The 20353-nt window shown below is 37.4% G+C and carries 19 protein-coding genes; 13 read left to right on the top strand and 6 right to left on the bottom strand.

Annotated elements, in window-relative coordinates; translation table 11 throughout:
* Positions 1 to 588, bottom strand: a complete 588-nt coding sequence (locus tag CPT03_RS14275; RefSeq protein WP_099439478.1) for a HupE/UreJ family protein — start codon at positions 586 to 588, stop codon at positions 1 to 3.
* A gap of 70 nt (positions 589 to 658) precedes the next feature.
* Here CPT03_RS14275 and CPT03_RS14270 point away from each other — a divergent pair, with 70 nt between their 5' ends.
* A complete protein-coding gene (locus tag CPT03_RS14270; RefSeq protein WP_099439477.1) occupies positions 659 to 1135 on the top strand; it encodes a DUF6702 family protein in 477 nt (158 codons plus the stop codon).
* 58 nt (positions 1136 to 1193) lie between these two features.
* Here CPT03_RS14270 and CPT03_RS14265 read toward each other — a convergent pair whose 3' ends face one another.
* Positions 1194 to 2237, bottom strand: coding sequence for a hypothetical protein (locus CPT03_RS14265; RefSeq protein WP_099439476.1), 1044 nt, complete (start codon positions 2235 to 2237; stop codon positions 1194 to 1196).
* A 176-nt stretch (positions 2238 to 2413) separates the two neighbouring features.
* Here CPT03_RS14265 and CPT03_RS14260 point away from each other — a divergent pair, with 176 nt between their 5' ends.
* The 6 genes from CPT03_RS14260 (at position 2414) to CPT03_RS14235 (ending at position 9478) form a co-directional block, all read left to right on the top strand.
* Complete coding sequence (locus tag CPT03_RS14260; protein WP_099439475.1) at positions 2414 to 4507, top strand: TonB-dependent receptor plug domain-containing protein; 2094 nt, start codon at positions 2414 to 2416, stop codon at positions 4505 to 4507.
* Between the two features lie 27 nt (positions 4508 to 4534).
* Positions 4535 to 5617 (top strand): HmuY family protein, encoded by a 1083-nt coding sequence (locus CPT03_RS14255; protein WP_099439474.1) that lies wholly within the window; start codon positions 4535 to 4537, stop codon positions 5615 to 5617.
* Positions 5618 to 5688: 71 nt separating this feature from the next.
* On the top strand, positions 5689 to 6555 hold the full coding sequence (locus CPT03_RS14250) for a hemin ABC transporter substrate-binding protein (RefSeq protein WP_099439473.1): 867 nt from the start codon (positions 5689 to 5691) through the stop codon (positions 6553 to 6555).
* A 9-nt stretch (positions 6556 to 6564) separates the two neighbouring features.
* Positions 6565 to 7611: a FecCD family ABC transporter permease gene (locus CPT03_RS14245; RefSeq protein ID WP_245869846.1), complete on the top strand. Its 1047-nt coding sequence runs from the start codon at positions 6565 to 6567 to the stop codon at positions 7609 to 7611.
* A complete protein-coding gene (locus CPT03_RS14240; protein WP_099439472.1) occupies positions 7612 to 8394 on the top strand; it encodes a heme ABC transporter ATP-binding protein in 783 nt (260 codons plus the stop codon).
* Between the two features lie 55 nt (positions 8395 to 8449).
* A complete protein-coding gene (locus CPT03_RS14235) occupies positions 8450 to 9478 on the top strand; it encodes a hemin-degrading factor (protein ID WP_099439471.1) in 1029 nt (342 codons plus the stop codon).
* Positions 9479 to 9567: 89 nt separating this feature from the next.
* Here the strand turns inward: CPT03_RS14235 and CPT03_RS14230 are convergent, their stop codons facing one another.
* The 3 genes from CPT03_RS14230 to CPT03_RS14220 are packed head-to-tail and all read right to left on the bottom strand — an operon-like array spanning position 9568 to position 11945.
* Positions 9568 to 10452 (bottom strand): class I SAM-dependent methyltransferase, encoded by an 885-nt coding sequence (locus CPT03_RS14230; protein WP_099439470.1) that lies wholly within the window; start codon positions 10450 to 10452, stop codon positions 9568 to 9570.
* Between the two features lie 9 nt (positions 10453 to 10461).
* Entirely contained in the window at positions 10462 to 11214 is a 753-nt protein-coding gene (locus CPT03_RS14225; protein WP_099439469.1) for an ABC transporter ATP-binding protein, read from the bottom strand.
* Complete coding sequence (locus tag CPT03_RS14220; protein WP_099439468.1) at positions 11211 to 11945, bottom strand: MlaE family ABC transporter permease; 735 nt, start codon at positions 11943 to 11945, stop codon at positions 11211 to 11213. Before CPT03_RS14220 ends, CPT03_RS14225 begins: the two co-directional genes overlap by 4 nt.
* A 159-nt stretch (positions 11946 to 12104) precedes the next feature.
* Between CPT03_RS14220 and CPT03_RS14215 the strand changes: the two genes are divergently transcribed.
* The 5 genes from CPT03_RS14215 to ispG are packed head-to-tail and all read left to right on the top strand — an operon-like array spanning position 12105 to position 17135.
* Positions 12105 to 12794 carry an SDR family oxidoreductase gene (locus CPT03_RS14215; protein ID WP_099439467.1) on the top strand — a complete coding sequence of 230 codons (690 nt, stop codon included), beginning with the start codon at positions 12105 to 12107 and terminating at the stop codon, positions 12792 to 12794.
* Between the two features lie 20 nt (positions 12795 to 12814).
* On the top strand, positions 12815 to 13495 hold the full coding sequence (locus tag CPT03_RS14210) for a PspC domain-containing protein (protein ID WP_099439466.1): 681 nt from the start codon (positions 12815 to 12817) through the stop codon (positions 13493 to 13495).
* A gap of 1 nt (position 13496) precedes the next feature.
* A complete protein-coding gene (locus tag CPT03_RS14205) occupies positions 13497 to 14429 on the top strand; it encodes a LiaF transmembrane domain-containing protein (RefSeq protein WP_099439465.1) in 933 nt (310 codons plus the stop codon).
* Positions 14430 to 14470: 41 nt separating this feature from the next.
* Positions 14471 to 15091, top strand: a complete 621-nt coding sequence (locus CPT03_RS14200) for an RDD family protein (protein ID WP_099439464.1) — start codon at positions 14471 to 14473, stop codon at positions 15089 to 15091.
* A gap of 49 nt (positions 15092 to 15140) precedes the next feature.
* Complete coding sequence (gene ispG / locus CPT03_RS14195) at positions 15141 to 17135, top strand: (E)-4-hydroxy-3-methylbut-2-enyl-diphosphate synthase (RefSeq protein WP_099439463.1); 1995 nt, start codon at positions 15141 to 15143, stop codon at positions 17133 to 17135.
* Here the strand turns inward: ispG and CPT03_RS14190 are convergent.
* Positions 17095 to 19083 carry a sensor histidine kinase gene (locus tag CPT03_RS14190; protein ID WP_099439462.1) on the bottom strand — a complete coding sequence of 663 codons (1989 nt, stop codon included), beginning with the start codon at positions 19081 to 19083 and terminating at the stop codon, positions 17095 to 17097. The genes ispG and CPT03_RS14190 overlap by 41 nt on opposite strands.
* 147 nt (positions 19084 to 19230) lie before the next feature.
* Between CPT03_RS14190 and CPT03_RS14185 the strand changes: the two genes are divergently transcribed.
* Positions 19231 to 20343, top strand: a complete 1113-nt coding sequence (locus tag CPT03_RS14185; RefSeq protein WP_099439461.1) for a Gfo/Idh/MocA family protein — start codon at positions 19231 to 19233, stop codon at positions 20341 to 20343.
* Positions 20344 to 20353: the final 10 nt, after the last annotated feature.

The following is a 20353-nucleotide window of genomic DNA, read 5'->3' as shown; positions in this document are numbered from 1 at the left end:
TTAATTAAGGATTGCAGGGAGCCGTTCGGCAGCCATTACAAATGATATCCCAAATATAGCCGATGAGAGGAAGAAAGTCCAGTCCCATTTCTTAATTTTTACAATCATTATAAGGATAAAGGAAAGTATAAGCACACCAAAAACGATCAGTAGTTGCCCAAATTCCAGGCCCAGGTTAAATGCAAGTAATTCTATTACAATACTGGTGCTTTTACCAAGCAGACTTTTTAAGTAATTAGAGAAGCCCATACCATGTATTAATCCAAAAGCAAGTGCCAATGTGTATTTTAGTTGTATTGCTTTTGGCTTGGGCTTTTTATTAAAGATATTAGACAATGAGGTTACCATAATTGTAACCGGAATTAAAAATTCTATTAGTGCTGTATTTACGTGCACCACATTTAATACACTTAGGGCTAAAGTAATGCTATGGCCAACGGTAAATGCGGTAACCAGAATTAAAACTCTTTTCCAGTCGGAGATGGTATATATACCACAAAGAGCAAGTAAGAAAAGTATATGATCGTAGCCTTTCCAATCTAAAATGTGGTGCCAGCCAAGATCAAAATAAAGATTGAAATCTTGCATTATAGTTTAAAGTTGTAATTTTGAATACAGAATAGCAAGAAATATTCTATTTAATACTTATCTATACAAAATGTTACAACTTATTTTATTTTTTTGGTTAAATATATTTCATCCGTTTTACGTTAGCGTAACTGAGATAAATCATAGCCAAAAAACAAAGACTGTTCAGGTAAGTGTTCGTATATTTTTTGATGATTTTGAAAATGCCCTTGATAAACAGTATAAAACTACCATAAACATTTTGAAACCTAAGGATCGTAAGCAAGTGGATATGCTGATTTCCGATTACATTAAAAGTCATCTGGAAATTAAGGCCAATACCAAATTACTTACTTTAGAATATCTTGGTTATCAGATTGAAGAAGATGCAGCATGGTGTTACTTTGAAAGTGAAAAAGTAGAAAGCATAGAGAAACTGGATATTCAAAACAACATACTCTTTGAGCAACGCGATTCACAAATCAATATGATTCATGCAACCGTAAAAGGAAAACGTAAAAGTACGAAACTTGAAAATCCGGAAAGTAAAGTGTCGTTTTCTTACTAGTCTAAAACAAAAAAAGAGGACATTAAATGTCCTCTTTTAGTTAAATCTTTATGCTGTTTTACTGATATTGAATGTAAACAGGAACAGGTTTTAATTTCATTAATTCCTCTGGAGTCATTAAGCGCTTAGGCTCTTTTTTCAAATCATTTTTATAGAACAATTTGAAGCCGGTAAACTGAACAGGCTCAGAGAATATGAAGTGGCGGTATGTACCTTTTTTAAGTTCTGGCTCGCCCCAACCATCCATGTGCATTACAATTTGAACTTCTGGGTGAAGTTTTATGTTTTGGGAGTTGGTAACCATCTTTTTGGTAAAGCGGTGAACTACAAATACTTTTGGAGGCAGATTGTATTTTTTTACCATGTTAGTTAGATACTGAGAAACATAGTTGATATCGGCAGCATCATAAGTTCCGATTTTCTTGCCTGGAAGTGAACCATCTTTCATAGAAAATTCAGGGTCTATACCTAAATGTACAAAAGGTAACTGAAGGTATTTTTCTATATGAGGCAATTCAGCTTTAATGTTACTAAGAGCAACCTGTAAATCTAAAAAAACTATAGTATTAGGGCGCATTTTAGCAATGCTTAATACAGAGTCAATCTGTGAGTTGGCCATACGGTTAATGTATTTACCATCTTTGCCAGGTGTACCACTTGCTACTGCAGCAATGTAATGTAATCCTTGCTGTACCGGAGTGCTAGGGTCAACTTTCTCCCAATGTTTCACTTCGGCATCTAACCTTTTCCACATTTCTTTTGGAGCATATTCGCCAAGAGCTCCCATTTTTTTAGAATGTAAGTTTCCATAATAAACAACAATACGTTTAAATGGTAATATAGCGCCTGCAAGTGGGTAGGGTTGTTTTTTTACCGGCCATTTACCAGTTGTATCACCATTGGCTAATTTTGCCATAATTGCATCATACTTTGCAGTGTCAATCGGTCCCCGCAAATCTTCTTTCGTTTCGGTTGCTGTCGAATCGCCAGGAGCGTTTTTTGTTTGGCCATTGGCCTTTTTAACGTCCGAGGTGCAGCTTGTAAATACACCAACTGAAGCCATTCCGACTAAAAGCATCCCTGCTAGATGAGGTAATTTCATTTTTTATACTTGTTTTTTATGGTAATGTAAAACTTTACAAGTATACCACTCTCCTGATTAATAAAAAAGCTGGTTATCAGGGTTAATTAAAATATTTCTATTTATTATTTGTAATTAATCTAAATAAGTTCTTATACTTGCGATGTTATTTAAAATTATTCTAAATAGATCGTTTAATGAGAATTGGTTTACTATTAATGGTGATGATTTTAGTTGGCTCGACAATACAGGCACAGGATAAAAGTGCAGGTAAAGAGTTGAAAGCTGACACAGCCGTTAATGGGTTAAAGGAAGTTGTGGTTACGGGTGAATATCAACCTCAGTCGTTAAGGAATTCTGTGTACAGAACGCGTATTATAAATTCAGAACGTATCCGCCTGCGTGCAGCTACCAATATTCAACAAGTATTAAATACTGAGTTAGGTTTCAGGTTTTCTAACGATATGACCCTTGGAACCAGTGATGTAATGTTAATGGGAATGTCGGGCAGAAATGTTAAAATCTTATTAGATGGTGTACCAATGATAGACCGGACAGACACCAGAGAAAGCTTAAACCAAATAGACATCAATTCTATTGATAGGATAGAAATAGTAGAAGGCCCACTTTCAGTTTCTTATGGAACTGATGCGCTGGCCGGTGTAATCAATATCATTACAAAAAGAGCTATTAAAGAAACAATAAGCCTCAATGCGAGGGTGCAGGAGGAAACTGTGGGAGATGAATATTCGCCATTCAGCAAAAAAGGTGCTCACTTACAAAATGTTGGGGCCAGCTGGCAAAGCAAAGGCTGGAGCATTCTTGCCGGGGTAACACATAATGATTTTAATGGTTTTAAAAGTGCCCCTCCTTTAGCGACTTCGGCAGAGATTGCCGCTGATATAAACAGGTGGAAACCAAAAGAACAATGGTTGGGGAATGGCCGTCTGGGCTACAATGGTGATAAATTTAATGTATGGTACCGAATAGATTATGCTGATGAAACTATTTTGAGCAAAGGTGGCTATAACCCAAACATTTTTAAATCGGTTAATCAGAAATATATCACGAATAGATATACCCAGCAATTACAGGGTGATTATAAATTAACAGATAAATTACAGCTTAGTGGAATACTGGCCTATTCAAATCTAAAGCGTGCTACCCAAAGCGTTTTGCATGATTATTCTACGGGGAAAGAAGAGCTTTCTGGCGGTGTGGGTGAACAGGATATATCTAAATTCCAATCAACATCTATTCGTGCAACTGCGCAATATAGGTTATCAGATCAGTTGTCTTTTCAACCAGGTGTAGAGATTAATCTAGATGGTTCAAGTGGAGCAAGAATTAAAGGAAATCCTTCCATTAATGATTACGCTTTTTTTATATCATCTGAATGGAAAGTTACAAATGCCATAACTATAAGGCCAGGTGCCCGCTTTATTAAGAACTCGGTTTATGATGCGCCCCCTATAATTCCTTCTCTTAATACAAAATTCAGGTTAAACAAAGATTTTGATTTGCGTTTTGGCTATGCTAATGGTTTCCGCTCGCCTGCGTTACGCGAATTATATTATGATTTTTTTGATGCCAGCCACTCTATTTTAGGAAATAAAAATCTTAAAGCAGAACAATCTCATAGTTTCACCGGATCGCTTACTTTTACAAAATCCGATAATGAAAATACAGACTTCCGTTCAGCTATAAGTGGTTTTTATAACACTTTTAGAAACAGAATAGATTTTGGACTGTCTGCCAGTGACCCTACAATTACTACCCTTATAAACATTTCCCGATATAAAACGACCGGCGGAACTTTTGAAAATACCCTGATAATTAATGGTTTGCAGATTTCGCTAGGGCTTTCTTATATCGGCATTAACAATCGGTTTGTGGCCGATGCTCCAAAACCTGGTGAGTCTGATGAATTTGCATGGACACCCGAAGTTAACAGCAATATTACTTATGCCTTTTCTAAAATAGGGACAACTATAAATCTGGCCTATAAGTTTTCAGGAAGACGACCTTTTTATCAGTTAAATAATAACAATGGAACGGAGCAGGTTTCACTTGAAAGAACCGGTTCTTATAGTAATGCAGATCTGATGATCAATAAAAAGATACTTAAATCGCTTAATCTGAATGCCGGGGTTAAAAATTTGTTTGGCGTAACTACCATTAGCAGTACATCAGTTGCAACTGGTGCGGCACATTCAACAGGTGGACCTGTACCCTTAAATTATGGGCGCTCATATGTATTAGGGTTAAGTTTTAATTGGGATAGGAATTAGATTATTAATTATAACAAGTATAAAATCATGAATAAAATTACAAAACTCATTGCCCTATTATGTTTTACTATAAGTTTTGCTTCTTGCAGTAAAGATGATGACCCTATAGTCGAGGTTCCAGTGTCTGAGGGAACAACGCTTACCCTAAATGGAATAGCCGGAGCTGAAGCAGGCAGTAGTGCTGCGAATAGCGTTTATGTAGATTTAAGTGGAGCTCAGCAAGTAGCAGTGCTTCGTAATAGCTGGACATTAGGGTTCTATTCTGGTAATGATTTTAAAGTAATTTTGAATGGGACATCCGGTGCATCGGCGAAAAAAATAAATAAGACAGACTTAAATGCAGTAACTGAAGCAGACTTTAATCTTTCAGACTTAACAATAGCTTTAGGTGAAACAGGAGCTAAGGGAGAAATGGAATTTAAGAAGTTTGATGATCCAAGAGAGGTTAGTATTTTGAATAAGACAGCAATTGAAACCATTTCGGCAACCGATTCAGAAAACAAAGTATATCTGGTTAGTCCGGTTGGTGGTAGCCACACCGCGGTAATAAGTGCAGAGACTGTTTATAAAGTAAGGGTTTTGCGTAAGGCAAACGGATATACTTTACAATATGCTAAGCTTAAGGAGACTACTTTTAAATCTGTTGATATTGTTAAAGATGCAAATTCTAATTATAGCTTTTTCTCTCTTAGTGATGGGAAAACAGTAAATGTTGAGCCTGTAAAAACCAACTGGGATTTAGTTTGGACCTGGACCATGTATTATGGAACAAATGAGGATGGTATTTTTCCTTATGGTTTTTCTGATATAGTGTTCACGAATAGTCTTAATGGTGTTCAGGTAGCTCAAATTAAAACTTCGGTAGTAAGTTATGCGAATTTTTCTGAGTCAAACCTTAGCGCTTCAACATTTAGTTCAAACAGAGATGTAATTGGGGATAAGTGGAGAAATACTACCGGTACTGCTATAGGTGTAAAAACCGATTCATTTTATCTTATTAAAGATGGTGCCGGTAACATATACAAATTGAAATTTAATAGTTTTCATGCGAGTGATGGCGGGGTTCGTGGTAAGCCAGTGGTTGAATATAAGCTAGTTAAAAAAGGATAAAAGTTTGGTTTAGTTTGGTTAGATAAGGATGCTTTCGGCCCCCCGAAAGCTCCTCTTTTTAAACATTGATTATGAAAAAAATAATAATGCTTGCAGTAGCTGTAGCCATGTTTAGTGCATGTAGAAACACTACCGAAAATAACACAGGCAACCAATTGCCGGATAGTGTGAAAATCGTTTCTTTGAATGGGACTATAAGTGAAATAGTTGCCGGATTGGGCCTGGAGAAAAATATAGTAGGAACGGATATAACAAGCAGTTATCCAGAAAGCCTGAAAAGCAGACCTAAGGTTGGTCATAATAGTAAGATTAATGTTGAAGGTGTCTTGTCGCTTCAACCTAATATAGTTGTTGCAATGGATAAAGAAGTATCTCCACAACTTGCGGCGCAGTTTAAAACTGCTGGTATTAAACTGCTTTTGTTTAAACAAGAGTTTTCTGTAGATGGAACTATAAATTTAATTCGTTCAGTTGGTGATAGTTTATTGAAGCAAGCCACAGCAGATTCCTTAATTAAAGTATTCGATGCCGAAGTAGCATCCGCTCAAAAACAAATAACCCATAAAAAAGCTAAAGTTTTATTTATTTATGCCCGTGGCACCGGAACAATGATGGTTGGTGGTTTAGGTACACAGGTTGATAAAGTAATTGAACTAGCCGGAGCACAAAATGCAGTTACAGGATTTTCTGAGTACAAACCCTTAACCTCCGAAGCACTTGTTAAAGCCAATCCGGATGTGATTTTGTTGTTTGATGATGGTTTGCAAAGTTTGGGCGGTACACAAGGTTTGCAAACTGTTCAAGGAATCTCGCAAACAAATGCGGGCAAAAACAAGAAGTTTATCACAATGGACGGAACCTTGTTAACAGGTTTCGGCTTGCGCTTGGGTAAGGCAATATCTGAGTTGTCTGGTAAAATTAACGAAGCGGTAAAATAGAACACAAGGGTGATCAAAAAAACAGGATATATTGTTGTGTTGCTTTCGGTAATTCTGATTGTAATAATGGTTTTTTCTTCTTGCATTGGTGCTGTAGATATCAGTTTCTCGGAACTGTTATCTATCATAAGTTACCATACAAGGCTGTCCGACCATCAGGGTTTTACTTCGCAACAGGCTTCTGTTTTTTTTAACCTTCGTTTGCCAAGAGTATTATTAGGTAGTCTTATTGGAGCTGCATTGGGTGTTTCGGGTGCTGTTATTCAGGGCCTGTTTCGTAATCCGCTTGCCGAGCCTGGTTTAATAGGAATATCGTCTGGTGCTACATTATTTGCTGTAATTATGATTGTGCTCGAAATCAATATTTTTAAGAATCTTACAGGTACGTTAAATTTTTACGCTTTATCGATTGCAGCATTTATTGGTGCCGGTGTTACAACAATGATGGTTTATCGCATTGCGATGAAGAACGGTAAAACCGTTATTACAACTTTATTACTTGCAGGATTAGCAATAAATGCATTGGCAAATTCATTTATTGGATTAATGACTTACCTTGCAACCGATGCACAATTGAGAAACATTACTTTTTGGAACCTTGGAAGTTTAGGGGGTGCCAGCTGGCAAACAGTAAGTGCATTGCTACCATTTGTTTTAATCCCTATTATCATACTTCCGTTCTTTGCCAAATCTTTAAATGCATTGGTACTTGGAGAATCTCAGGCATTGCATATGGGTATAAATGTTAAAGTAGTTAAACGGATGATCATTATCCTTGCCACTATGGCCGTAGGTGCTTCTGTAGCCATGGCAGGAATTATCGGATTTATAGGGCTAATTATTCCGCATATAATAAGGATGACATTTACTGCAGATCATAGAATTGTAATTCCAGGCTCTGCATTATTGGGTGGCGCTTTATTAACTGGGGCGGATCTGATTGCAAGGACTATAGTTGCACCTGCAGAACTTCCTATAGGGATATTAACTGCAATGATTGGTGTGCCTGTGTTTATATATATTATTATTTCTGAGAAAAATAAAAACAACCTGTAGATGATCCGAGTAGAAGAACTGACATATAAAGTAGGAAATAGAAAGCTGGTTGATGGTTTGAGTTTTGAAGCTCATTCAGGCGAAATGCTTGCTGTTTTGGGTGCTAATGGAGCTGGTAAAAGTACTTTGATGAAATTGCTTTGCAGAGAAATAAGACCATCAGCAGGTAAAGTTTTTATTAAAGGAAAAGAGTTGATGAATTATAGGCTCGAAGATCTCGCAAAGGCAAGAGCTGTGCTTTCCCAGCACAATACCCTTTCTGTTTCTTTTGTTGTTGATGAACTGGTGATGATGGGACGCTATCCTCATTTTGATCAGAAACCTGCTTCTAATGATTTTGGAGTAGTAAGAAGAGTGATGCAGGATACAGGAATAAGTCATTTGTCGGGCCGCGATTATAACACGCTTTCAGGTGGAGAGCAGCAAAGAGTCCAGTTGGCCAGGGTTATTGCTCAGGTTTATGATAACCCAAATGCTTGCCTATTATTAGATGAGCCCACAAACGGTTTGGATATTCAGTTTCAACAACAGATTATGGTACTGGCGCGTAAACTGGCCGACAAAGGATATTGTGTCATCTGCATATTGCATGATATCAATTATGCATCGCGCTTTGCAGATAGAATATTGATGCTGAAAAATGGAAAAAAGGTTGCAGAAGGGATGCCCGTAGAAGTGATCAATTGCGACAATATTCACGAGACTTTTAGTATCAAAGTAAAGCTTATGGCCTGCGAAGATTACAATTGTCCGCTTGTTATACCAGCAACAAGTGTTAGCTAAAAGAGATAATTACAAAGTGAATTAAAAATAGAACGAATTAATAAAATAGGATAAAATGGAAAAGATTTTAGATTTAAAAAGCCAATGGGAAGCATTTAAAATAGAAAACCCAAAAGTCCGTATCAGAGATGCAGCAAAGCAACTTGGTGCCAGCGAAGCGGAGTTAATTGCAACAACTGTAAATTCAACGGCTATCCGTTTGCAGGATCAGTTCCAGGAAATCTTAAAAGATGTTGAAAGTTTAGGGTATGTAATGGCTTTGACGCGTAACGACTTTTGTGTTCATGAACGGAAAGGAATCTATAAAAAAGTTTCTTTTAAAGGCATGATGGGATTGGCTGTAAATCCTGATATCGATTTGAGATTGTTTATGAGTGCATGGAAATCGGCATTTGCGGTTAATGAGAATGACCGTAAAAGTCTGCAGTTTTTTGGTAAAGATGGTGAGGCTATACATAAGATCTATTTAACAGACAAGAGTGAGACGGATGCCTATAGTGCATTGGTTAAAAAATATACTGCAGAAGATCAGACTGCTGAACTAGAAATAGTTACAGAGAAAACAGTTGTAGAAGAAAAGCCAGATCTGGAAGTTGATGTAGAAGCATTTAAAAAGGAATGGTTGGCATTAAAGGATACGCACGATTTTCATGGTTTACTAAGAGGTTATGGACTAAGTCGTACACAGGGTTTGCGTTTGGCACCAGAAGGCCATGCCGTACAAATTACAACCGATTCTTTAAAAGCAATTTTAACCAAAGCCTCAGAAACAGACCTTGAAATAATGGTCTTTACCTCAAACCCTGGTTGCATTCAGATTCATACAGGTCTTGTAAAGAAGCTTCTTCAAACGGGTCCGTGGTTTAATGTTTTGGATACAGAATTTAACATGCACCTTAGAGAAGATGGCATTGCAAATATATGGCTGGTTAAAAAGCCAACAGATGACGGTATTGTAACCAGCATAGAGGTATTTGATAAAGATGGAAACATCATTGTTCAGTTTTTTGGAAAACGTAAACCTGGTATTCCAGAAAATGAGAATTGGAGAGTGATAGCAAATGAATTAGCTGTAATTGCGTAACAGCGAAAGAAACTTAAGCAGTAAGGTGTTACTGGGTTTAAGTGTGTTTGAAGGCGCTGGTTTAGGTCCCAGCGCCTTATTTATATTGTTTATTTAAAAGTATTGAACTTGCCGAATACTCCCAAAGGCAATTTAATGCCCGAGGTTGCCTGCAAATACAATTCTCCAGTTTCAAGATTTTTAACCTGAGGAAATGAAGTTTTAATTAGATTCTCTACGATAACGGAAGAAAAACCTAATGAGTAAGTATTTAAGATCAGGAAATGTTCTTCTTCATCAAGCAATTGTACAACATCCTGCATCATTTCCTGAATATGGTCTTCCAGTTTCCATTTTTCGCCATTCGGGCCATGACCAAAGGCCGGAGGATCTAGTATTATCCCATTATATTTTTTACCGCGTTTAAGTTCTCTTTTTACAAACTTTAAGGCATCTTCAACCACCCAGCGTACATCTTTAAGTTTAGAAAGCTCTTGGTTTTCGTTTGCCCAATTTACTACTTGTTTAATGGAGTCCACATGGGTTGTGTCTGCTCCGGCAGCCTTAGCAATTAAAGAAGCGGCTCCTGTATATGCAAATAAGTTTAATACTTTAGGGCTTCGGGTTTTAAATTTCTTTATTGACGAAGAGATGTAATCCCAATTCACTGCTTGTTCAGGAAATACACCCACATGCTTAAATGAGGTTAATCCTAAGCGAAGATTAATGCTTACATCATCGTTTTTGTACTCAACATTCCATCGGTCCGGTAAGTGTGCGGCACTCTTAATCCATTCTCCAGAAGTTGCAGAACGACCTTTAAATCGGATGTTAATTTGTTTTTTCCATTCTTGTTCGGACAAGGTTTTTTTCCATACGGCTTGCGGCTCAGGTCTGGATAATACCAGATTGCCAAAACGTTCTAATTTTTCAAAATCACCACAATCAATCAGCTCATAATCTTTCCAATGCGTGGGTGTTAGCAGGCTTATCATAATAATATATTAAAACTTTCCTTTTGCAGCCTTCATAAATCGGCTTGCAAAAACGAAATCATTTAGTTCTTGAATGTCAGTATGGGCAATCTCTTTGTTAGATCCTTCCCAGAATTTCTTGCCCTCGTGCAAGAAAAGAATATAGTCCCCAATACCCATAACAGAGTTCATGTCATGGGTAACTACTATGGTTGTTGTATTGTATTCTTCAGTAAGTTCTTTAATCAATTCATCAATTACAATCGAAGTTTTTGGATCAAGGCCTGAGTTGGGCTCATCCACAAACAAATACTTCGGGTTCATGGCAATAGCGCGGGCAATACCCACACGTTTTTTCATACCACCAGAAAGTTCAGCGGGGAAAAGTTTATTTTTTCCTTCAAGATTTACCCGCTCCAGACAAAAATTTACGCGTTCCAGCTTTTCTTTTCGGTCCTGATCTGTAAACATATTTAAGGGAAACATAATGTTCTCTTCAACAGTCATCGAATCAAATAATGCCGATCCCTGGAATAGCATCCCTATTTCCTTTCTAATCTCTATCTTTTCTTCGAAATTCATCGAAGTAAACTCACGCCCATCGTATTCCACACTTCCTTGTTCAGGATGATGCAAGCCGATCATACATTTAAGTAAAGTAGTTTTACCGGAGCCCGAGCCTCCAATGATCAGGTTAGTTACACCAGCTTCAAACTTACCGGAAATTCCCTGTAGTACTTTGTTGCTGCCAAACGATTTGTGTATGTCCTTAATCTCAATCATAATAATAACTGGGTTACAATGTAATCACATGCCAATATAGTTATACAGCTAACAACCACAGCTCTGGTACTTGCCTGGGCAACTTCAAGGGCGCCACCTTTCACATAAAAACCTTCGTACGCAGGAACAGATGTTATGATAAAACCAAATACAAAAGCCTTTACAAGTGCAACGGTAATAGTGTATGGATTGAAATCGGTAGTGATACCCTGGATGTATTCGGCAGGAGAAACCGCTCCAGATAAAGTTCCGCCAATGTATCCGCCGGTAATGCTTAAAAACATAGACATAATTACCAATAGAGGAACCATGGTAATACCTGCAATAATTTTAGGAAGTATCAGATAACCGGGAGAGTTAATGCCCATGATCTCTAATGCATCAATCTGCTCACTAACGCGCATTGTCCCAATTTCAGATGAAATAGCAGATCCGATTTTACCGGCCAGAACAATTGCAGTAATGGTAGGACTAAGCTCAAGAATACTGGAGTCCCTATTTACAGAGCCAATAATGGTTTTAGGAATGAAGTCGCTAACTAGCTGGAAAGCAATTTGTAGTGTCATTACCGCTCCTATAAAAGTAGAAATGATAGCAATAAGCCCAAGAGAGCCTACACCTACAAAATCCATTTGTTTAAAGATGGCCTTCAAGTATATTTTAAACTTTTCGGGCTTTCTAAATACCGCTTTCAATAAAAGTAGGTACCTGCCAAAATTGGTGAAATTCATTCAATGAAAAATTAGCTATAGTATTTATGCAATATTATTACAAAGAAACAATAAAAAGTTGAAATCGTTGTAATCCCTTTTTCTAACTGATCTTTGGCTATTAATGTTTTGCCATGCGGTGCTTTTTTGTATTATTGTGCTAAATAACATGTTTAAACAATGAATGCAATTATTACTGGAGCTACTAAAGGAATTGGAAAGGCCATTGCAATAAAACTGGCTGGTAATGGATACAATTTAGCAGTATGTTCAAGAAGTAAAACCGAGTTGGAGCGTTTTACCGAAGAGCTAAAATATACTGGAGTTAAGATATTTACCTACCAAGCCGATTGCAGCATTAAAGAAGAGGTATATGCATTTTGCAATGCTGCAAAAAATGAAATGACTGAAGTTGATGTTTTAGTGAATAATGCAGGTATGTTTTTGCAGGGTTCTATTGTTGATGAGGCTGATGATCAGCTTGAAAAGCAAATAAATCTGAACCTGAATGCAGCTTATTACATGTCAAAGTTTTTTGGTAAAATGATGCGTACAAAGCAATCAGGCCATATTTTTAATATATGTTCAATTGCCAGTAAACAAAATGCAGAAAATGCTGGTAGCTATAGTGTAACTAAAACGGCATTGCTCAGTCTTAATAATGTATTTAGGGAGGAATTATCAAAATACAACGTTAAGGTAACAGCTGTATTGCCAGGTTCTACACTAACATCGTCATGGGAGGGAACAGAAATCCCAGCTGATCGTTTTGTACAACCAGAAGATATTGCTAACACCATATACACCATTTTAAACTTAAGCAGTGGGGTAAATGTTGATGAGATAACTATAAAGCCGATACAGTTTTAAAATATAGGAGGAAATATATTATGGACAAGAGATTATTTAGAAATGAGCATGAGAAAGTAATTGCAGGTGTGTCATCTGGAATTGCAGAGTACATGGAGGTGGATGTGACGATAATAAGATTATTGTTCGTACTCTCAACCATCTTTTTAGTTGGAACAGGGATTTTGGTGTATATCATTATGTGGATTGTGGTGCCCGTTAATAACGATCCGGCAAAAAGATTTTCAAGATTTAATGAGTTCTATCAAGGGCCTCAAAATAACCCTTTTAACTCGCCAAATGCGTTCTCGCAACCACATCAAAGCCCCGAAACACCAAATCCATCTCCATCGCAGGGATGGACTTCATCAACGGTAAATGAGGGGGGCTTTACAACACAGGCCAAACAACCTGAGTTTAAACCCTATCAGAAAAGTGATACTGGCAGAACCGTAGGGGGGTTGTTTTTATTGGTAATAGGTTTGTATTTTCTGATGAACGAATTTAACATTATACCTTTCTGGTTTAGCATTGGTAAGTTGTGGCCCCTTGTATTTGTTGCAATTGGAGTAAGTTTTATTCTTAAATCTAAAAGAAAAGATGCCTGGGAAGAGTGGAAAAAACAAAATCCAACATCTACAGATGCACCGGCTAACCCAAGTACAGGCGAAGGAAGTGTAGAAGATAATACAGACGATAGATTCACCAAAAAAGATATATAAGATGAAACTGGATAGAATAATGTGGGGTATAGTACTGCTTTTTATAGGTGGGGTACTCCTTTTAGAAAACTTTCATATAATTGATTTTTACTGGCGCAATGTTTGGCGTTTCTGGCCAATATTTTTAATTATTGCGGGTGTAAATATCCTTTTTAACAGAAGTAAGTCACAGATAGGTGGAATGGTATCCATCGCGATCCTTGTTGTTACCTTGGGCGTTTTGTTTTATAAAGGTCAACAGGCACCTGAAGGCAGATCATGGTCGAACTCACATATTGAAGAAGATATTGATTTTGACAATACAAATTCTGAACATTTGAGCTTTTCGCATCCTTTTACGGATACTGGTTCTGTTAAAACTATTTTAAATATTTCTGGAGGAGGTACATCTTTCGATCTGAAAGGCCCTACCGATAGTTTAATTACTGCAGATGTGCAGAAAAGAGGTGGAACCTTTTCATTGCAAACAGAAAAAACTGATAGCATAACTACAGTAAACTTTAAAATGAAAGGCAAATCAAAATGGAATATGAGTGACGGTGGAAATGATGTTGACATGAGGTTAAACATTAACCCCATCTGGGAAATGCATATGAACATGGGGGCAGGAGAAGTGAACTTTGATCTTTCACAATACAAAGTACGCTCTTTTAACTTTGATGGTGGTGCTGCGGCCTTAGACATTAAATTTGGCGATTTGCTACCTATTACAGATGTTGCTGTAAAAACCGGCGTTGCTGACGTTAAAATTAAGATTCCGACAAATTCAGGATGCAGGATTAAAACTAAAACAGGGCTGTCATCAAAAGATTTTACAGGATTTACTAAATTGGAGGATGGCACTTACGAAACTCCAAACTATAAATCATCAACAAAAAAGATATTTATCAATTTAGATGGAGGATTGAGTAGCTTTGAAGTAAATCGTTATTAATCGATTTGCCGTGCTAAAATCACGGTAAGCTAACTCTTAGAATGGAAAGTAAGAACGAAATTGAATATACCGTTGTAATAAACGGAAAGCCAGAAGGGCCATATCAATTAGAACAATTAAAATCACTAAATATCCTCCCTGGAACATTCATTAGGAAACCGGGTATGGATGATTATAAAGAAGCTCACGAGTTGTTGGAACTGCGTGAGCTTCTTGGTTTTACCTATCAAAAAACAGCCCCTCAATATTTTGCCTCGTTCGATCAGCGTTTGTTGGCTTCCGTTATAGATTATTTTTTCTTAACACTGGCTTATGTGTTGCTTGTGTTATTTAGCTTCATCTTTGTTGAAGAAAAAACTCAGCGGATTGCAGTTTCAGTGGCGGGTTTGCCACTCATTTCTATTGCTAAATTTATCTATAGCAGTATTGCCGAAGCATCCGATAAACAAGCTACACTTGGTAAGCGATTGCTTAATATTAAAGTTACAGATCTGGGAGGAAACAGGATTAGTTTAAATAATGCTTATGGTCGTAATGCAGCTAAAGTCCTATCTGTAGCCCCATTCTTTTTGGGTTACCTGTATAGCTTTCTCAATAAAAAGCAACAGTGTTTTCACGATTTGATGGCCAATACATTGGTTATAAAAGACCGGCTGATCTGACATTACAGTTATAAACATAATCTTTATCTTTGTGTCATATTAGTAAGTCATGGAAAAAGTATTTGATCAGAGCGCGTTACAAAAAGAGTTAAAAGGCGGGTATTGTAACAGTTTAACCCAATATTCAAGGTTTCTAACCAGAGAGGTTAGTATCGGGGATATTCCAATGGGAGGGTTAAATCCAATCCGTATCCAATCTATGACTACCACCGACACCATGGATACTATAGGTACGGTTGAGCAAACCATTAGAATGGTAAACTCAGGTTGTGAATACGTTCGTATTACCGCTCCAAGCATGAAGGAGGCAGATAACCTTGCTAATATTAAAAAAGAATTAAGATTTAGAGGTTATAATGTGCCATTGGTTGCTGATATTCACTTTACGCCCAATGCTGCTGAAGCTGCTGCGCGTATTGTAGAAAAAGTAAGGGTAAACCCCGGTAATTATGCCGATAAGAAACGTTTCGAAAATATTGAATATACACAGCAAGCCTATCAGGCCGAACTGGAACGTATTTATAAGAAATTTACACCACTGGTAAAGATCTGTAAAGAATACGGAACTGCAATGCGCATTGGTACCAACCATGGGTCGTTGTCAGATCGTATCATGAGCCATTACGGCGATACTCCAAGGGGTATGGTGGAATCGGCAATGGAGTTTATCCGTATGTGCGAAGATCAGAATTATTATAATCTGGTTATTTCAATGAAGGCCAGTAATACACAGATCATGGTTCAGGCATACCGCTTATTGGTAGAGACCATGGTAAAAGAAGGTATGAACTATCCTTTGCACCTTGGGGTAACTGAGGCAGGCGATGGAGAAGATGGTCGGATTAAATCGGCCGTAGGTATTGGAACATTACTTGAAGATGGATTAGGCGATACCATTAGGGTATCTTTAACTGAGGACCCTGAATTTGAAGCTCCAGTTGCAAAAGCATTGGCTTTAAGATATGAAACCAGGGCACTCATCAATAAAGAAAATTCAATTACCGGAAAACCAGAAAGCATTATCGTAAGGGATCTTCCTTACAATCCTTACGAATACAACCGTAGGCATACACAATCTGTACAGCATATCGGCGATCACCATCATCCTGTAGTAATCATTGACGCATCTAAAGAAAATTTAAAAGATCCTTACTTTTTAAGTGCAGTTGGCTATAAGTATAGTGCTGGGTTGGATAAATATAATATGGCCGATCAGGCTGCTGATATGGTTTATCTTGGTGATGCATTGCCTTCATTCTCTTTTCCAGGTAATTTAAAGCAGGTTTATAACCATCAGACCTGGTTAAATTTAAAAGACAAGAACAATTGCCACCCCTTATTTTCATTTGAAGAATACATTGCTGCTGATGTTAAGGACGGGTACTTAAATCTTGTAAAAATAAAAGCAGAAGAGGGGCTAAGTAAAGACCTTTCTAAACTGCAAGCCAATGTTATTGTTGTATTGGAAACTACTGCTGCACATGGTATGGCTATGCAAAGAGAGTTTTTTGTATCCCTGATGAAGCATAATTTGCAAATACCGGTTATTGTAAAAAGAGAATACTCTGGTATTAATGCCGATGATCTGATGCTGTATGCAGCTACTGATATGGGGGCTTTGTTTACTGACGGGCTTGGCGATGGCATATGGATAAGTGCTGATGAAACCATTGGGCTATCATTAATTAATGCAACAAGTTTTGGTATTTTACAGGCAACCCGTACGCGAATTTCTAAAACGGAATATATTTCCTGCCCAAGTTGCGGACGAACACTTTTTGATCTTCAGGAAACCACCCAGCTTATCCGCTCACGTACAGACCACCTTAAAGGAATTAAAATTGGTATTATGGGCTGTATAGTAAATGGGCCTGGTGAGATGGCTGATGCCGACTATGGTTACGTAGGAACCGGCCCAGATAAAATAACACTTTATCGTGGTAAAGAGGTAGTAAAGAAAAACGTAAATGCGGCTCGTGCCCTTGACGATCTGATTGAACTGATTAGAGAAGATGGGAATTGGATAGAGGTAAATCAAAGCTAAAAGATACTTTATCTCCATGCAGGTCAATGTTCAATTTACTGTCGTTAGCTTTAATATATTCTCTGATTAGTGTAAGGCCTAAACCTATACCTTTTTCGTTTTCAGTTCCATAGGTTGCACCTCCGGTTTTTGGATTTCTAATGTCTTCAAGGTCAAACTGCTCTGGATTATTGATCGTATTCCATACGCAAATTTCTACCGTATCAACCTGCTTTTTTAAAGTGATTCCAATGTCGTTACCCGAAGGTGTAAACTTAATTGCATTGTCAATCAGATTCCTTAGAATAAGTTGTACATGATCTTCATCAGCATAAGCTGAAAAAGATTCTGATAAGTTTATATTTGTCAATATCCCCTTCTTGTGGATCAGCGGCAGATAAACCAAAAGTAATTTTTCGATAAAAGGTTTAAGCTCAAATGTGGTGGGTACACTATTTACCACTTCCATTTGTCGCCTTGCCCAATACAACAGGTTATTTAGAGAGCTGTTAATTGTTTCAATATGCTTTTGATTTTCTGTTAGCAGTATTTTATAATCTTCCAGAGTTAGCATGTCCATATCTTTAAGGGCAAAAATTCCTGTCAAACTATTAAAAGGGCTTCTAAGGTCGTGAGCAATGATAGAGAATAGCTTGTTTTTTACTGAATTCGAAATTTCCAGTTCTGATATTGTTTCGCTGAGCTTCAATGTCCGCTCCTTAACAAGATTTTCTAAATGCAGATTTTGATCACTCACTAACATCAAATTTTCATCACGTGTTTGTTGCTCCCGTTTAAATACCGCGTTGTAACGATACCCCATTGCAAATGATAGCAAAAGCAATTCAATTGCCGATCCTATTGGTAAGAGGTCGAAGGTGTAATCAGTAAAAGGAAATAGCTTTGCAAGGGTTAAAATAACGGCCAGGATGGCAAGGGCTATAAAAGTCCATGCAAGTATATAATAGCCTGCAGGAGTGTGTCCTGCCCTGTAAGCAGCAAATCCTGAAATCCATAAAGTGACAACAGAAATCGACATTAATAGTTGGGTATAGTTAGCCGCTATTCCCTTATACCCTAGAATGCTGACAATAAATAAGCCGACGCATAAGAAAATAAGTGCCAGATAAATTTTTAAGAACTTTGGTGCAGTTATACGAAGGTTGAGAAAACGACGGCAGAATAAAATTCCAAAAACAACTGTTACAGCCAGGAAAGCATGTGGGTAGATATTGATGATGTCTCTTATTTTAGGGCTAAGGAGATAAGCGTAACCTCTTAAATACAAAGAAACATATATAAATAGCCCCGGTACATACAAGCAGTAATACAGGTATAATTTATCCCTCATGTTCATGTATAAGAAAATGTTATACACAAATAAAGAAAGCAGAACACCCATAAAAACAATTTCCAGATAGTCTCTGAGGGTAGGGCCAGAAACTAAAGTATCTGAAGTAGCCATTTTTAAAGGTAGTGGCAGATAATTGTCTGTTTTAACCCTTAAAAAAATATGCTGAACACCAGTTTGATGAGCGTTTTGAGGTAAACTGAAAGTATAACGATTTTCTGATTTTACCAGAATACTTGAAGATTTCAGTGCCCCAGATTTGTAATGAATCCATGTTCCGTCAGCACGATCAGCATAGCAATCAATATATTCAATATTTGGCATGTCTGCAATTAAATAAGCCTTGCCAGAGCTTTGATTAACATAGCTTATTTTAATCCAAAATGCAGATTTTGTATTTCCCAGATTTAATATGCTTGATTCGCCGGGTTTAAATTTTCCGGCTTTTTCCAGTAATTTAACTTTGTCAATCGTTAATAATGCCGTCTTGTCTTCAATATAAGTTACTTGTTTGCCTAGGTTGCTATAAGGAGTTTTGTCGTTGAGGTAAATAACCTGAGCTATAGCCTGGATCTTAGCAAAAAGTATAACGGCAATTAAAATCAGCAAGCGGCGCATATAAGAGAGTGGTTAAAATAATAAGTTTTTGGTCGTTTTTAATAGCTAAATGTAAGTCAACATTTTTGTTTATAGTGTGTTAAGTCTGTAAAACTTATGTTTTTTTATGGGTAAAATCCGTAAATTGGGTTTAAAACGATTTTAATTATGGATACACGTCGCGACTTTTTACAAAAACTTGGAATTTCTTCGTTGGTTTTACCTTTTATGCCGCTTTCAGGATTGGCAACTACAAAAACTGAAAAGTTGTATGATGGTCCGGTTTTGCGAGTGGCAATTATGGGCCTTGGCGGTTATGGTACCCGTGTTGCCGAAGCAATGAAATCTTGTGTTAAAGCGAAACTGGTAGGTGTAATTAGTGGTACGCCTTCAAAAATTAAAGACTGGCAGGCCAAGTATAGCATTCCAGAAAAGAACTGCTATAACTACGAGAACTTTGATGAGATAAAGAACAACCCTGATATTGATGCAATTTATGTAATTACACCTAATGCACTTCATTATGATCAGGTTATTCGTGTTGCTAAAGCAGGTAAGCATGTCATTTGTGAAAAACCAATGGCTGTTAATGCTAAAGAAGGACAAGAAATGATTGATGCCTGTAAAAAGGCAAATGTGAAGTTGCTGGTTGGTTATAGGATGCATTTCGAGCCTAAAACTCTTGAAGTGATCCGCCTGAGAAATGCCGGTGAATTTGGAAAGATCATGTTTTTTCAAGGGCAGTGTGGCTTTAAAATTGGCGATCCAGCACAATGGCGGCTGAATAAAAAGCTTGCAGGCGGGGGCGCAATGATGGATATTGGTATTTACGCCATAAATGGCTCCAGATATATGGTTGGCGAAGAGCCTGTTTGGGTAACCGCACAGGAAACCAAAACAAATCCCCAAATATTTAAAGAGGGGGTTGATGAAACAATTCAATTTCAGATGGGCTTTCCCAGTGGAGCAGTGGCCTCATATCTTTCATCGTATAACATAAATTATTTGGATAGATTTTACCTGGTTGGAGAGAAGGGGTTTGCCGAAATGCAGCCTTCTACAGGCTATGGGCCTATAAAAGGGCGTACACATAAAGGTGAATTGACGCAGCCTCATATTACACATCAAACCGTACAGATGGAGGAAATGGCGGGAATTATTTTAGAAGGTAAAGAGCCAATAGTACCTGTTAATGGAGAAGAGGCACTGAAAGATCTAAAAATTATAGATGCCATCTATCTTGCTGCCAAAACAGGTAAAAAGATACCATTAAAGTTATAGACTCTTTTTA

Source organism: Pedobacter ginsengisoli (assembly GCF_002736205.1).
GTDB classification, from domain to species: domain Bacteria; phylum Bacteroidota; class Bacteroidia; order Sphingobacteriales; family Sphingobacteriaceae; genus Pedobacter; species Pedobacter ginsengisoli_A.
This window is presented reverse-complemented; position numbering and strand designations above follow the sequence as displayed.